This is a genomic window from Microbacterium sp. (assembly GCF_039812165.1).
In the GTDB taxonomy this organism is placed as follows: Bacteria; Actinomycetota; Actinomycetes; order Actinomycetales; family Microbacteriaceae; genus Microbacterium.
Genome location: NZ_JBDIAB010000058.1, coordinates 1 through 14,117, shown reverse-complemented (window position 1 = coordinate 14,117; position 14,117 = coordinate 1). Strand labels below are relative to the sequence as shown.

Below are 14,117 nucleotides of genomic sequence, written 5' to 3'. Positions count from 1 at the left end.
CCGCGTTCCGCCACCTCGACCTGCGGGTGGGCCCGGGCGTCTTCGTGCCGCGACCCGAGACCGAGGTCGTGGCGCAGCTCGCGATCGACGCGCTGCGCGCGGCGGCCGGGCCCGCGCCGATCGCCGTCGACCTGGGCACCGGGTCGGGGGCGATCGCGCTGGCGCTCGCCACCGAGGTGCCGCACGCGCGCGTGCACGCCGCCGAACGGTCGCCCGAGGCCTTCGCGTGGGCCGAGCGCAACGTCGCCGCGCACGCGCCGCACGTCCGGCTCGTCCTCGCCGACCTCGCCGACGCGTTCGGAGACCTCGACGGCACCGTCTCGGTCGTGGTCTCCAACCCCCCGTACGTGCCCGACGACGCGGTCCCGCGCGACCCGGAGGTGCGCGACTGGGACCCGCCGGCGGCGCTCTACGGGGGAGCGGACGGGCTCGACGTCGTGCGCACGCTGTCGCACGTCGGGCTGCGGCTGCTGCATCCCGGCGGCGCGCTCGTGCTCGAGCACGGCGAGTGGCAGGGGGCCGCGATCCGCGGCATCCTCGCCGCCGACGGCTGGCGCGCCACGGCGACGCACCCCGACCTGACGATGCGCGACCGCGCCACCACCGCCGTCCGCCCCTGAGCCGGGCGGCGGGGCGCTCAGGATCGGCCGGGGGAGCCGCCGTAGAATGGCACCGACATGTCCCCCGTCTTCGACTGCCGCGATCCCGCGCAGCTGCTGCCCGGCATGCGGCAGGCCCGTCAGGCGATCGGCCACGGCGAGCTCATCGTCATGCCCACCGACACCGTGTACGGCGTCGCCGCCGACGCGTTCAGCCCGCTCGCGGTCGCGCGCCTCCTCGCCGCGAAGGGCCGCAGCCGCCAGTCGCCCCCGCCCGTGCTCGTGGCGGGTCTGACGACCCTGCGGGCGCTCGCGGCCGAGGTGCCCGAGCCGGTGGAGCGCCTCGTCGAGGAGTTCTGGCCCGGCGGGCTCACGATCGTGCTGCCGGCGCAGCCCTCGCTGTCGTGGGATCTCGGCGACACCGGGGGCACGGTGGCGATCCGGATGCCGGAGGATCCGATCGCCCTGGAGCTCCTCGAGGAGTGCGGGCCGCTGGCGGTCTCGAGCGCCAACCTCACCGGCCGTCCCGCGGCGATCACGATCGACGACGCGCGCGACATGCTCGGCAACACCGTGGCCGTCTACCTCGACGGCGGCATGTCGCGCACGGGCGTCGCCTCCACGATCGTCGACGCCACCGGGCTCACCGCCGGCGGCGGCCGGCCCGTCGCGGTCCTGCGCGAGGGCGCGGTCACGCGCTCCGCGCTGCGCGGCGTGCTCGGCGACCTGCTGGAGCCCGACCCCGGCACGGTCGACGCGTGAAGTACTACCTGCTCGTCGTCATCCTGACCGCGGCCACGACCCTCGCCCTCACGACGGTCGTGTGGCGCCTGAGCCTGCGCTACCGGCTCTACCCCGGCATCCGCGAGCGCGACGTGCACACGACGCCGACGCCGCGCCTGGGCGGCGTGGGGATGTTCCTCGGCGTCGCCGCCGGCTTCGCGCTGTCGTCGCAGGTGCCGTACTTCGCGATCTTCTGGGACGACCCGATGCGCAACTGGTCGATCCTCGGCGCGACGCTGCTGATCGTCCTCTTCGGGGTCGCCGACGACCTGTGGGATCTCGACTGGATGATCAAGCTCGGCGCGCAGTTCCTCGCCGCCGGCATCGTGGTCGGGGTCGGCGGCATCCAGATCTACCAGCTCCCGATCGGCGGGCAGACCGTCGTGTCGAGCTGGATGAGCTTCACGCTGTCGGTGTTCGCGATCGTCGTCGTCATGAACGCGGTGAACTTCATCGACGGCCTCGACGGCCTCGTCGCGGGCGTCGCGCTCATCGCCAACGGCGTCTTCTTCGCGTACACCTACCTGCTCGTGCGCGACACCGGGGCCAGCAGCTACTCGAACCTCGCGTCGTTCATCGCCGTCGTGCTGATCGGCGCGTGCATCGGGTTCCTGCCGCTGAACTGGAACCCCGCGAAGCTCTTCATGGGCGACGCCGGCGCCTACATGCTGGGCCTGCTGATGGCGTGCTCGGCGATCGCGGTGACCGGCCAGCTCGAGCCGCGCATGCTCGGCGACAACGACGTGTTCGGCAGGTCGCAGCTGCTCGGCGCGTTCATCCCGATCCTGCTGCCCATCGTCGTGGTGCTCCTGCCGCTGCTGGACTTCGGCATGGCCGTCGTCCGCCGCATGGCCAGGGGCAAGTCGCCGTTCTCGGCCGATCGCAAGCACCTGCACCACCGCATGCTCGACATGGGGCACAGCGACCGCGACGCCGTCCTCATCTTCTACGCGTGGACGTCGATCGTGAGCCTCTCGGTGCTGCTGATGTACATCGGCACCACCGCCGACTGGCCCGGCCTGTACTGGCCGGGCGTCGCCTACCTCGTCGTCGGCTGCACCGCGTGCCTCGTCGTGACCCTCACCCCCGCCCGGGCGACCGCCGACGCCGCGGGCCCGAACGTCCCCGTCCAGGAGCCCTCATGAGCCGCGTCTCGAGCACACCCGTCCTTCGCACGACCCTGCGATGGTCCGCGATCGCGACGGCCGTGCTGGCCGTCGCCGGCGCCGGCGTCGGCTACGCGGTCGGGGGAGTCGCGGGACTGTGGAGCGCGCTCGTCGCCGTCGTGCTGGCGGCGCTGTTCCTCGCGATCACCGCGGTCAGCATCCTCGTCGCCAACCGCTGGTACGGCGAGGCGCTCTACGTGCCGCTGTTCTTCGGCATCGTCATGGGCGCGTGGGTGCTGAAGTTCATCGTCTTCATCGTCGGGCTGCTGCTGCTGCGCGGCCAGCCGTGGCTCAACCCCGGCGTGTTCTTCTTCGCGCTCGTGGCGAGCGTCGTCGCGTCGCTCGTCATCGACGTCGTCGTGCTGACCCGCATGCGCATCCCGCACGTGAGCGACGTGAAGCTGCCGACCGCCGAAGAGGTCGCGGATGCCGGGAACGGAGACGTGCTCAGGTGAGCGCGCGCTCTCATCGAGGCATCCGGGACTGCTAGGCTGTCTCTGCGCTCGCTCCCGTGGAGCGGCCGCACATGACGCACACCGACCCCCCGACCATCGTCGCATCGGCTCACGGCCGACGCCCCGAAGCTGGAGACAGCGCTGTTTACTCATGCTGCGACCCTGATCGCGAAGACTGCCGAAGAAGGCGCGGGTTTCCACGGACCGTCGATCGATGAGTTCTTCCCGCCTGTCCTGTTCGAGCTGGCCGGCATCCCGGTCACCCGCATCCACCTGATCCAGTTCCTGGCCGTCATCGGCATCGTCCTGATCTTCGGGCTCGGCACCCGCCGCATGACGCTCGTCCCCGGACGCTTCCAGAGCGTCGTCGAGATGGGCCTGGACTTCGTCCGGATCAACGTCGCCGAGGACCTCCTCGGCAAGAAGGACGGGCAGCGGTTCCTGCCCATCCTCACCACCATCTTCTTCATGGTCCTGTTCATGAACATCACGGGCATCATCCCGTTCCTGAACATCGCCGGGACGAGCATCATCGCGGTGCCGCTGCTGCTGGCCGTCATCAGCTACGTGACCTTCATCTACGCCGGCATCAAGAAGAGCCCCAAGGGGTTCTTCAAGAACGCGCTGTTCCCCTCCGGGGTCCCGCCGGTGGTCTACATCCTGGTCACGCCGCTCGAGTTCATCTCGACGTTCATCATCCGGCCCGTCACGCTGACGCTGCGACTCCTGATGAACATGATGGTCGGGCACCTCATGCTCGTCCTCTTCTTCGCCGCGACGCAGTTCTTCCTGCTCGACCTGGGCGGCTGGTGGTCGGCGCTGGCCGCCGGCACCCTCGCCTTCGGCTTCGTCTTCACCGTCTTCGAAATCCTGGTGGCCGTCCTCCAGGCGTTCGTCTTCACGATCCTCACCGCGGTCTACATCCAGCTCGCGGTCGCGGAAGAGCACTAAGCGGGTCGGCTCCTCGCCACCCACAACCGAAAGGAACAATCCCCGTGGACGCAACTACGGTTCTCGCCGAGCTCAGCGGCAACGTCGCGACGATGGGCTACGGCCTCGCCGCCATCGGCCCCGCCATCGGTGTGGGCATCGTCGTGGGCAAGACCATCGAGGGCGTCGCCCGCCAGCCCGAGCTGGCCGGTCGTCTGCAGGTCCTGATGTGGATCGGTATCGCCTTCACCGAGGCGCTCGCCTTCATCGGCATCGCGACCTACTTCATCTTCACCACCTGATCGACCCCGACTGCCCGAAGGAGACAGGATGCTGAACGCTCTTGTCACGTACGCCGCGGAGGAAGGCGCCGCCGCGCACAATCCGCTGATCCCGGCGTGGTACGACATCATCTGGTCGGCGGTGTGCTTCGCAGTCATCTTCTTCCTGTTCTGGAGGATCGCGCTGCCGAAGATGAAGGCGCTGCTCGACCAGCGCGCCGTCGCCATCGAGGGCAACATCGCGAAGGCCGACGAGGCGCAGCGCAAGGCCGAGGCCGCGCTCGCCGAGTACACGGCCCAGCTGGCCGCCGCGCGCCGCGAGGCCGGCGAGATCCGCGACGCCGCCCGCGAGGACGGCAAGAAGATCGTCGCCGAGGCCCGCGAGACCGCCTCGAGCGAGGCCGCGCGCCTCACCTCGTCGGCGCACACGCAGATCGAGGCCGAGCGCCAGGCGGCGTTCGTGTCGCTGCGCAACGAGGTCGGCACGCTCGCCCTCGACCTCGCCGGCGGCGTGATCGGCGAGACGCTGTCGGACGACGCCAAGGCGCACGCGGTCGTCGACCGGTTCCTCGGCGAGCTCGAGACCTCGCAGAAGGCATCGAACTGATGGGCAGCGCGACCACTCGGGCTCTCGGAGAGACCACGGCGCTGCTGGGCACCGCCGCGGGCGTCGACCTCGGCGTCAGCGGCGAGCTGTTCGCCGCCGCGCGGGCCCTCGCCGACTCCCGGCAGCTGAGCGGCGCGCTGGCCGACGCGGCGGCGTCCGAGGACTCCCGCGCGAACGTCGTGGCCGCCGTCTTCGCCGGCTGGCACCCCACGACGGTATCGCTGCTGAGCTCGGTCGCCCGCCAGCGCTGGTCGTCGGAGGACGACCTCGTCGACGCCGTCGAGGAGCTCGCCATCCGGGCCGCCGCGGTCGCCGAGCCGTCGGCGGACGTCGAGGGCGAGCTGTTCGAGGTGTCGCGCATCGTCGCGGCCAACCCCGAGCTCGAGCTGGCGCTCGGCAGCCGCCTCGGCGAGGCCGGCGTCAAGGGCGAGCTGGTGCGCTCGCTCCTGTCCGGCCGCGCGAGCGAGGCGACCGTGCTCATCGCGTCGTCGGTCGTGCAGCGGCCGCGCGAGCGCCGCGTGCGGCAGCTGCTGTCACGTGCGCTGCGCCTCGTCGCCGACGAGCGGGGGCGCGCCGTCGCCATCGTGCACGTCGCGGTCGAGCCGAGCGCCGAGCAGCTCGGACGCCTCACCGACATGCTCGGCCGCCGCTACGGCACCGAGGTCGCGCTGAACGTCGTCGTCGACCCCGACATCGTGGGGGGGCTGCGCATCGAGATCGGGGACGACGTGATCGACGCGACCGTCTCCTCCCGCCTGAACGATCTCCGCCAGCGACTGGCGGGATAGGACTTCCCGCTCACCGGAGCGGACAACCGGGGCCCGGCCCTGCACATCGAGAGACTTGGACACGAAGGAACACCATGGCAGATCTGACCATCAGCCCCGACGTCATCCGTGACGCGCTGAAGGACTTCGTCGCCGCGTACGAGCCCACCGGCGCGGCGGCGACCGAGGTCGGCACCGTCATCGACGCGGCCGACGGCATCGCGCACGTCGAGGGTCTCCCCGGCGTGATGGCGAACGAGCTCGTCCGCTTCGAGAACGGCGTCGAGGGCCTCGCGCTGAACCTCGACGAGCACGAGATCGGCGTGGTCGTCCTCGGCGACTTCTCCGGCATCGAGGCCGGGCAGCGCGTGACGCGCACCGGCGAGGTGCTCTCGGTCCCGATCGGCGACGGCTTCCTCGGTCGCGTCGTCGACCCGCTCGGCAACCCGATCGACGGCCTCGGCGCCATCGAGAGCGAGGGCCGCCGCGCCCTCGAGCTGCAGGCGCCCGGCGTCATGCAGCGCAAGAGCGTCCACGAGCCGCTGCAGACGGGCATCAAGGCGATCGACGCGATGATCCCGGTCGGCCGCGGCCAGCGCCAGCTGATCATCGGCGACCGCCAGACCGGCAAGACCGCGATCGCGATCGACACGATCATCAACCAGAAGAGCAACTGGGAGTCCGGCGACGTCACCAAGCAGGTCCGCTGCATCTACGTCGCGATCGGCCAGAAGGGCTCGACGATCGCGTCCGTGAAGGGCGCGCTCGAAGACGCCGGCGCGCTGGAGTACACCACGATCGTCGCGGCCCCGGCATCCGACCCCGCCGGCTTCAAGTACCTCGCGCCCTACACCGGCTCGGCCATCGGCCAGCACTGGATGTACGCCGGCAAGCACGTCCTGATCATCTTCGACGACCTGTCGAAGCAGGCCGAGGCCTATCGCGCCGTCTCGCTGCTGCTGCGCCGCCCGCCGGGCCGCGAGGCGTACCCCGGCGACGTCTTCTACCTGCACTCGCGGCTGCTGGAGCGGTGCGCGAAGCTCTCCGACGAGCTCGGCGCGGGCTCGATGACCGGCCTGCCGATCATCGAGACGAAGGCCAACGACGTGTCGGCCTACATCCCGACCAACGTGATCTCGATCACCGACGGCCAGATCTTCCTGCAGTCCGACCTGTTCAACGCGAACCAGCGTCCCGCGGTCGACGTCGGCATCTCGGTGTCGCGCGTCGGCGGCGACGCCCAGGTCAAGTCGATCAAGAAGGTCTCCGGCACGCTCAAGCTCGAGCTGGCCCAGTACCGCGCGCTCGAGGCGTTCGCGATGTTCGCGTCCGACCTCGATGCCGCGTCGCGTCGTCAGCTCGCTCGTGGCGCGCGCCTGACCGAGCTGCTCAAGCAGCCGCAGTACGACCCGTACCCCGTCGAGGAGCAGGTCGTCTCGGTCTGGGCCGGCACCACCGGCAAGCTCGACTCGATCGAGGTCGAGGACGTGCTGCGCTTCGAGCGCGACCTGCTCGACTACCTGAAGCGCAACACGACGGTCCTCGACCGCCTGCGTGAGACGAACGTCCTCGACGACGACACCGTCGCCGAGCTGGAGAAGGTCGTGGCCGACTTCACCCTGGAGTTCCAGGGGGGCAAGGGCCAGTCGATCTCGCGCCCGGGCCACGAGCAGATCCAGGCGGCCGAGGCCGAGGACGTGAACCAGGAGAAGATCGTCCGCGGCCGGCGCGGCTGAGCACGGCACGCGAAGGAACCCATGGGCGCACAACTGCGGGTCTACAAGCAGAAGATCAGCTCTGCTCAGACGACCAAGAAGATCACGAAGGCGATGGAGCTCATCGCGGCATCGCGCATCCAGAAGGCGATGGCGCGCGTGCGGGCCTCGACGCCGTTCGCGCGCGCGGTGACGCAGGCGGTCTCGGCCGTGGCGACGCACTCCAACGTCAAGCACCCGCTCACCCAGGAGCGGCCGGTGATCCGCCGTTCCGCGGTGGTCATCTTCACCTCCGACCGCGGGCTCGCCGGCGCCTTCAACTCGCAGATCCTCCGCGAGGGGCTGGAGCTGGCCGAGCTGCTGCGCGGGGAGGGTCGCGAGGTCGTCTACTACCTCGTCGGACGCAAGGCCGTGGGCTACTTCCAGTTCCGGCGCCTGGCGTCGGCGGGGGAGTGGATCGGCGACACCGACACGCCGCACTACAACACCGCGGAGCAGATCTCGGGCGCCCTGCTCGATGCCTACGACCGCGGCGGCGAGGACGGCGGCGTCGACGAGATCCACCTCGTCTACAACCGGTTCGTGAGCATGATGACCCAGTCGCCCGAGACGGTGCGCCTGCTCCCGCTGCAGGTCGTCGACGCCGACCAGGAGTCGTCGCCCGCGCAGGTCTACCCGCTGTACGAGTTCGAGCCGAGCCCCGAGGTCGTGCTCGATGCGCTGCTGCCGGTGTACGTGCAGAGCCGCGTCTTCCACGCGCTGCTGCAGTCGTCCGCCGCGAAGCACGCCGCGACGCAGAAGGCCATGAAGTCGGCCAGCGACAACGCCGACAAGCTCATCACCGACTACACGCGCCTGCGCAACAACGCGCGTCAGGCCGAGATCACGCAGCAGATCGCCGAGATCGTCGGCGGCGCCGACGCCCTGGCATCGGCCAAATAGACCCACACGAAAGAGAAGGCAATGACTCTCATCGCACCCGCCGAGACCTCGGTCGCAGGCCGCGTCGCGCGCGTCACCGGACCGGTCGTCGACATCGAGTTCCCGCACGACTCGATCCCCGACATCTACAACGCGCTGAAGACGACCCTCGTGGTCGACGGCGTCGAGAGCGAGATCACGCTCGAGGTCGCGCAGCACCTCGGCGACGACCTCGTCCGTGCGATCTCGCTCAAGCCCACCGACGGCATGGTCCGCGGCCAGGAGGTGCGCGACACCGGCGGCCCGATCAGCGTGCCCGTCGGCGACGTCACCAAGGGACGCGTGTTCAACGTGACCGGCGACGTGCTCAACGCGGAGCCCGGCGAGCAGATCGAGGTCACCGAGCGCTGGGGCATCCACCGCGCGGCCCCGAGCTTCGACCAGCTCGAGTCGAAGACGCAGATGTTCGAGACCGGCATCAAGGTCATCGACCTCCTCACCCCGTACGTGCAGGGCGGCAAGATCGGCCTGTTCGGCGGCGCGGGCGTCGGCAAGACCGTCCTCATCCAGGAGATGATCCAGCGCGTCGCGCAGGACCACGGCGGCGTGTCGGTGTTCGCCGGCGTCGGCGAGCGCACGCGTGAGGGCAACGACCTCATCCACGAGATGGAGGAGGCGGGCGTCTTCGACAAGACGGCCCTCGTCTTCGGCCAGATGGACGAGCCGCCGGGGACGCGTCTGCGCGTGGCCCTCTCGGCCCTCACGATGGCGGAGTACTTCCGCGACGTGCAGAAGCAGGACGTGCTGCTGTTCATCGACAACATCTTCCGCTTCACGCAGGCCGGCTCCGAGGTCTCCACGCTGCTGGGCCGCATGCCCTCCGCGGTGGGATACCAGCCGAACCTCGCCGACGAGATGGGCGTCCTGCAGGAGCGCATCACCTCGACGCGCGGCCACTCGATCACCTCGCTGCAGGCGATCTACGTTCCCGCCGACGACTACACCGACCCGGCGCCCGCGACCACGTTCGCGCACCTCGACGCCACGACCGAGCTCTCGCGCGAGATCGCGTCGCGCGGGCTCTACCCCGCGGTCGATCCGCTCGCCTCGACGAGCCGCATCATGGACCCCCGCTACCTGGGCGCCGACCACTACCGCGTCGCGACGGCCGTGAAGCAGATCCTGCAGAAGAACAAGGAGCTGCAGGAGATCATCGCGATCCTCGGCGTCGACGAGCTCTCCGAGGAGGACAAGGTCGTCGTGGCCCGCGCCCGCCGCCTGCAGCAGTTCCTCTCGCAGAACACCTACATGGCGAAGAAGTTCACCGGCATCGAGGGCTCCACGGTCCCGATCAAGGAGACCGTCGAGTCGTTCGACGCGATCGTCAAGGGCGACTTCGACCACGTGGCCGAGCAGGCGTTCTTCAACGTCGGCGGCATCGGCGACGTGGAGGAGAAGTGGGCCAAGATCCAGAAGGAGAACGGCTGACATGGCGCTGACGGTCACCCTCGTCTCCGCCGAGCAGGAGGTCTGGCACGGCGAGGCGTCCCTCGTCGTCGCCCGGTCGCTCGAGGGCGAGATCGGCTTCATGGTCGGTCACGAGCCGGTGCTGGCGATCCTCGCCGAGGGTCAGGTGCGGATCACCCAGCCGGACGGGACGAAGGTGATCGCCGACGCGCAGGACGGCTTCCTCTCGATGGCCGACAACGAGGTCACGATCGTCGCCGGCCACGCCGTCCTCGCCTCTTAGGCGCATGGGTCCGCAGGCGGCCAGGGGCCGCGGGACCCGGGGTGCGACGCGAGCCCGCGGCGGACGCGTGCCGGAGGCGGGATGCTGATCCTGCTGCCTCCGAGCGAGACGAAGCGGCCCGGCGGCCGCGGCGCTCCGCTCGACGTCGGCCGGCTCGCCCTGCCGGCGCTCGCGCCGCAGCGCGAGCGCGTCGTCGACGCCCTCGTCGCGCTGTCCGGCGATGCCGACGCGGCCGCGCGCGTGCTGAAGCTCAGCGCGCGGCAGCGCGACGAGGTCGCCGTCAACGCGGCGCTGCGGACGGCGCCGTCGACGCGGGCGGTCGACCGCTACACCGGCGTGCTCTACGACGCGCTCGACGCGGCGTCGCTCGACGCGTCGGCGCGGCGCTGGCTCGGCGCGCACGTCCTGATCCACTCCGCGCCGTTCGGCCCGGTCGGAGCCCTCGACGCGATCCCCGCCTACCGACTCGGTGCGGCCGTGGCCCTGCCCGGCATCCCGCCGCTCAGGCGCGTGTGGGCGGATGCCGTGACCGCCGCGCTCGCGGACGAGGCGCCCTCGTTCGTGCTCGATCTGCGCTCCGAGGCGTACGTCGCGCTGGGCCCGGTGCCCAGCGGCACCGCTCACGCCTACGTGCGGGTCGTGACGGCGGGCCCCGACGGGGCGGTGCGCGCGCTCAACCACTTCAACAAGCACGCCAAGGGCGCCCTGGTGCGCGCGCTCGCGACGTCGCGGCCGCGCGTCGCATCGCGCGCGGGGCTGCTGCGCTGGGCCTCCTCGGCGGGCTGGACGCTGCGCGAAGGCGCCGCCGGAGAGCTCGAGCTCGTGGTCGACGCACCGGGTCCTGCGGCGCGACACGCACCGTAACCCCCTGACAAGGCGGTCGCGCGGGGCATACCATTGCCTCGCGGGGGGCGCATCGTTCCTCGCTGGGCTCACAAGGCCCGCGGAACGACACAGGGAGGTCTTCGTGTCATCTGACTACTACTCGGACGGCGCATCCGTCGCGATCATTCTCGCCACCGCGTTCGTGTTCATCCTCATCGGCATCGCGCTGTGGGTCATCACGTCCTTCTTCATGATGAAGATCTTCGAGAAGGCCGGCGTGCAGGGGAAGTGGCGCGCATGGGTCCCGATCTACAACAGCATGATCTTCTCGAAGCTGGGCGACCTGAGCCCGTGGCTGGTCCTCATCGCCATCGGTGCGTCGCTCCTGCTCAGCTGGGTGCCGGTGCTCGGATGGGTGATCTCGATCGCGTCGTACCTGATCCTGCTGGCGGCGGCCTGGCGCGTCGGCCTCAAGCTGCAGAAGGAGGCGGTGTGGGTCATCCTGTACTTCTTCCTCGCACCGGTGTGGCTCGGCATCAACGCGTTCGACCGCTCGCGCTGGAACACCGCGATCCCCGCCGCGCCGTGGGCGTCCAACTCGTTCCTGGCCGACTCCACGCAGTGGGCGGGCATCCCGAGCCAGACGCCCGCCGGCGGCTTCCCGCCGAACCCGGCCACGTCCGGCTATGCCGTGCCGCCCGCGGGCTACCAGCCGCCTCCCGGCTACCAGCCGCCCGCGCCGCCGGCCGGCTACCAGCCCCCGGCGACGCCGCCCGCCTATGAGCCGCCCGCGGCGCCTCCGGCCGCGCCGCCGTCGTACGGCACGCCGCCTGCCCCGCCGTCCTACGGCACCCCGCCGTCGGCCGCGCCGTCTGCGGACGAGCCGCCGACGGACGAGCAGCCCAAGCCCTGAGCGCGTGCGGCCGGGCGCGGAGGCGCCCGGCCGCACCGGGGTAGCGTAGGGGCATGGATCACACCATGCCCCTCCGTCGTATGGGCGCCTCCGGACTGCTCGTCTCCGCCGTCGGACTCGGCTGCAACAACTTCGGCCGTGCCGGAGCGGCGACCGAGACCCTGGAGGGCACGCGCGTCGTGCTCGACGCCGCGGCCGACGCCGGCATCACGTTCCTCGACACCGCGGACATCTACGGCAAGACGCCCGGGCTGTCGGAGACGCTCATGGGAGAGGCGCTGCGCGGGCGCCGCGACCGCTTCGTGCTCGCCACGAAGTTCGGCCACGGCGGGTTCACCGCGGGCATCGAGGCCGGATCGAAGGGGTCGCGGTCGTACGTGCGACGCGCGGTCGAGGCATCCCTCACCCGCCTGCAGACGGACTGGATCGACCTCTACCAGCTGCACACGCCCGATCCGGCGACCCCGATCGCCGAGACCCTCGACGCGCTGAACGACCTCGTGCGCGAGGGGAAGGTCCGCTACATCGGGCACTCCAACCTGTCCGGCTGGCAGATCGCCGAGGCGGCGTCCGTGGCCCGCGAGCGCCACGACGTGCCGTTCGTGTCGGCGCAGAACCACTACAGCCTGCTGGCGCGTGCCGCCGAGCGCGAGGTGCTCCCCGCCGTCGAGCGGTTCGGGCTCGGCTTCCTGCCGTACTTCCCCCTGCGCAACGGCCTGCTCACCGGCAAGTTCACGCGCCGCGGGGGACCCGCGGACACGCGCATCATGCGGGGCCGCCAGCACCTGCTGAACGATGCGCCGTGGGACGCCCTGGAGCGCTACCAGGACTTCTGCGACGAGCGCTCGATCACCATGCTGCAGGCCACGATCGGCTGGCTGCTGTCGCACCCGGCGCTGTCGAGCGTCATCGCGGGCGCCACGAGCGCCGCGCAGGTGCACGCGAACGCCGCCGCGGCCACGGCCTGGACCCCGGATGCCGCCGACCTCGCCGCGATCGACGAGCTGTTCCCCCTGCAGCCCGATCCCGCCGACACCATGTGAGGGGCGGCCGACGACGGGTCGGCTCCGATCCCTCGAATCGGGGGCCGTCCGACCCGTCGACTAGAGTGTGATGACCCCGCACAGTCGATCCATGGAAGGCGGGAGCGTGCCCGAACCGACCACCCATGCGCACACCGTCCCGTTCCCGGGCGGCACTCTGGAGCTGCGCTGGGCCGAGGCGACCCATCAGGGCCGCCGGCGAGAGAACAACCAGGACGCGGTGCTCGCGCAGTACCCGCTGTTCGTCGTGGCGGACGGCATGGGCGGCCACATCGGCGGCGAGATCGCGAGCGCCCGCACCGTCGAGCGGCTGCGCGAGGTCGCCGACGGCGGCGTCGTGGATCCGGAGACGATCGAGGACGCCCTCGGGCGCGCGGTGTCGGACATCGTGGCGCACACCGAGACGACCGACGACGGCACCGGCACGACCGTGACCGGCGTGTACCTCGACACCGGGGGCGCCGAGCCGAGCTGGGTCTCGCTCAACATCGGCGACTCGCGCGTCTACCTCGCCCGCGGCGGCGGCCTCGCCCAGGTGACGACCGACCACTCCGTGGTGCAGGAGCTCGTGGCGTCGGGCCGGCTCAGCCCCGAAGAGGCCGAGAACCACCCGTACGGCAACGTCATCACGCGCGCCGTCGGGCCGAGCGACGACATCTCGCCCGACTACGTGCGCATCGACGCCGCCGACGGCGACCGCTTCGTGATCTGCAGCGACGGGCTCACGAAGGAGCTCACCGACTACGGCATCCTGCACTTCCTGAGCGAGCACCACGATCCGGCCGACGCGGTGTCGGCGATGCTGCACGCGGCGCTCGAGAACGGCGGCCGCGACAACATCACGATCATCGTGCTCGACGTGACCCGCACGGACTCCTCCCCAGCCGAGGACTGACCCGGGCTCTCCACCGATCGGGCGAGATCGGCCGCGCGTCCGCGCGCGGCGGCGTTGACTGACGGCATGGACACCGTCGATGTGGAGCTCACCGATCGCGAGCTCGCCGAGCCGATCGTGCTGCCCACGATCCCGCCGCCTCCGCCGCGGCCTCCGGTGCCGGTCCTCGCGGCCGTCGTGCCCGTGCTCGGCGCCCTCGTGCTGTGGCGGCTCACCGGGTCGGCGTATGCGCTGTGGTTCGCGGCTCTCGGCCCGCTCATGGTCGGCGCGGGGCTCGTGGACGGACTGCGCACCGCCCGTCGGGCGCGTCGTCGGGCGCGTCGTGATCGAGCGATCGCCCTCGCGCGCGCCGAGGCCGAGCTCGCGCACCGCCACGCCCTCGAGCGCGAGCGGCTGTGGCGGCGGCATCCCGACGTGGCGTCGTTCGCCGCGGACCCGGACCGGGTGTGGCGAGCGGTGCCGGGCCG

General features: G+C 71.1%; 16 protein-coding genes and 1 pseudogene. All 17 read left to right on the top strand.

Annotated features, from left to right (window positions below):
• Window positions 1-620: HemK/PrmC family methyltransferase (locus WML84_RS06920; RefSeq protein ID WP_347345410.1), on the top strand; the 620-nt coding region annotated here is incomplete at its 5' end.
• Between the two features lie 57 nt (window positions 621-677).
• Window positions 678-1,361 carry an L-threonylcarbamoyladenylate synthase gene (locus tag WML84_RS06915; RefSeq protein WP_347345409.1) on the top strand — a complete coding sequence of 228 codons (684 nt, stop codon included), beginning with the start codon at window positions 678-680 and terminating at the stop codon, window positions 1,359-1,361.
• A complete protein-coding gene (locus WML84_RS06910) occupies window positions 1,358-2,527 on the top strand; it encodes an MraY family glycosyltransferase (RefSeq protein WP_347345408.1) in 1,170 nt (389 codons plus the stop codon). Before WML84_RS06915 ends, WML84_RS06910 begins: the two co-directional genes overlap by 4 nt.
• The gene (locus tag WML84_RS06905) at window positions 2,524-3,003 is read left to right on the top strand and encodes a hypothetical protein (RefSeq protein ID WP_347345407.1); all 480 of its coding nucleotides are present in this window, start codon (window positions 2,524-2,526) and stop codon (window positions 3,001-3,003) included. The genes WML84_RS06910 and WML84_RS06905 overlap by 4 nt, the downstream gene beginning before the upstream one ends.
• A 162-nt stretch (window positions 3,004-3,165) precedes the next feature.
• A complete protein-coding gene (atpB, locus tag WML84_RS06900) occupies window positions 3,166-3,954 on the top strand; it encodes a F0F1 ATP synthase subunit A (protein ID WP_347345411.1) in 789 nt (262 codons plus the stop codon).
• Window positions 3,955-3,998: 44 nt separating this feature from the next.
• Window positions 3,999-4,235 (top strand): ATP synthase F0 subunit C, encoded by a 237-nt coding sequence (gene atpE, locus WML84_RS06895; protein ID WP_347345406.1) that lies wholly within the window; start codon window positions 3,999-4,001, stop codon window positions 4,233-4,235.
• A gap of 28 nt (window positions 4,236-4,263) precedes the next feature.
• Window positions 4,264-4,821: a F0F1 ATP synthase subunit B gene (locus WML84_RS06890; protein WP_347345405.1), complete on the top strand. Its 558-nt coding sequence runs from the start codon at window positions 4,264-4,266 to the stop codon at window positions 4,819-4,821.
• Complete coding sequence (locus WML84_RS06885) at window positions 4,821-5,609, top strand: F0F1 ATP synthase subunit delta (protein WP_347345404.1); 789 nt, start codon at window positions 4,821-4,823, stop codon at window positions 5,607-5,609. Before WML84_RS06890 ends, WML84_RS06885 begins: the two co-directional genes overlap by 1 nt.
• Before the next feature lie 74 nt (window positions 5,610-5,683).
• Entirely contained in the window at window positions 5,684-7,324 is a 1,641-nt protein-coding gene (gene atpA, locus WML84_RS06880; protein ID WP_347345403.1) for a F0F1 ATP synthase subunit alpha, read from the top strand.
• 21 nt (window positions 7,325-7,345) lie between these two features.
• The gene (locus WML84_RS06875) at window positions 7,346-8,245 is read left to right on the top strand and encodes a F0F1 ATP synthase subunit gamma (protein WP_347345402.1); all 900 of its coding nucleotides are present in this window, start codon (window positions 7,346-7,348) and stop codon (window positions 8,243-8,245) included.
• 21 nt (window positions 8,246-8,266) lie between these two features.
• Window positions 8,267-9,712, top strand: coding sequence for a F0F1 ATP synthase subunit beta (gene atpD / locus WML84_RS06870; RefSeq protein WP_347345401.1), 1,446 nt, complete (start codon window positions 8,267-8,269; stop codon window positions 9,710-9,712).
• 1 nt (window position 9,713) lies between these two features.
• On the top strand, window positions 9,714-9,974 hold the full coding sequence (locus WML84_RS06865; RefSeq protein WP_347345400.1) for a F0F1 ATP synthase subunit epsilon: 261 nt from the start codon (window positions 9,714-9,716) through the stop codon (window positions 9,972-9,974).
• An 81-nt stretch (window positions 9,975-10,055) separates the two neighbouring features.
• Window positions 10,056-10,838 carry a peroxide stress protein YaaA gene (locus tag WML84_RS06860; RefSeq protein WP_347345399.1) on the top strand — a complete coding sequence of 261 codons (783 nt, stop codon included), beginning with the start codon at window positions 10,056-10,058 and terminating at the stop codon, window positions 10,836-10,838.
• 103 nt (window positions 10,839-10,941) lie between these two features.
• Window positions 10,942-11,712: a large exoprotein gene (locus tag WML84_RS06855; protein WP_347345398.1), complete on the top strand. Its 771-nt coding sequence runs from the start codon at window positions 10,942-10,944 to the stop codon at window positions 11,710-11,712.
• Between the two features lie 53 nt (window positions 11,713-11,765).
• On the top strand, window positions 11,766-12,755 hold the full coding sequence (locus tag WML84_RS06850; RefSeq protein ID WP_347345397.1) for an aldo/keto reductase: 990 nt from the start codon (window positions 11,766-11,768) through the stop codon (window positions 12,753-12,755).
• Window positions 12,756-12,861: 106 nt separating this feature from the next.
• The gene (locus WML84_RS06845) at window positions 12,862-13,650 is read left to right on the top strand and encodes a protein phosphatase 2C domain-containing protein (RefSeq protein WP_347345396.1); all 789 of its coding nucleotides are present in this window, start codon (window positions 12,862-12,864) and stop codon (window positions 13,648-13,650) included.
• Between the two features lie 66 nt (window positions 13,651-13,716).
• Window positions 13,717-14,117: pseudogene (locus WML84_RS06840) on the top strand (hypothetical protein); the annotation flags it as partial.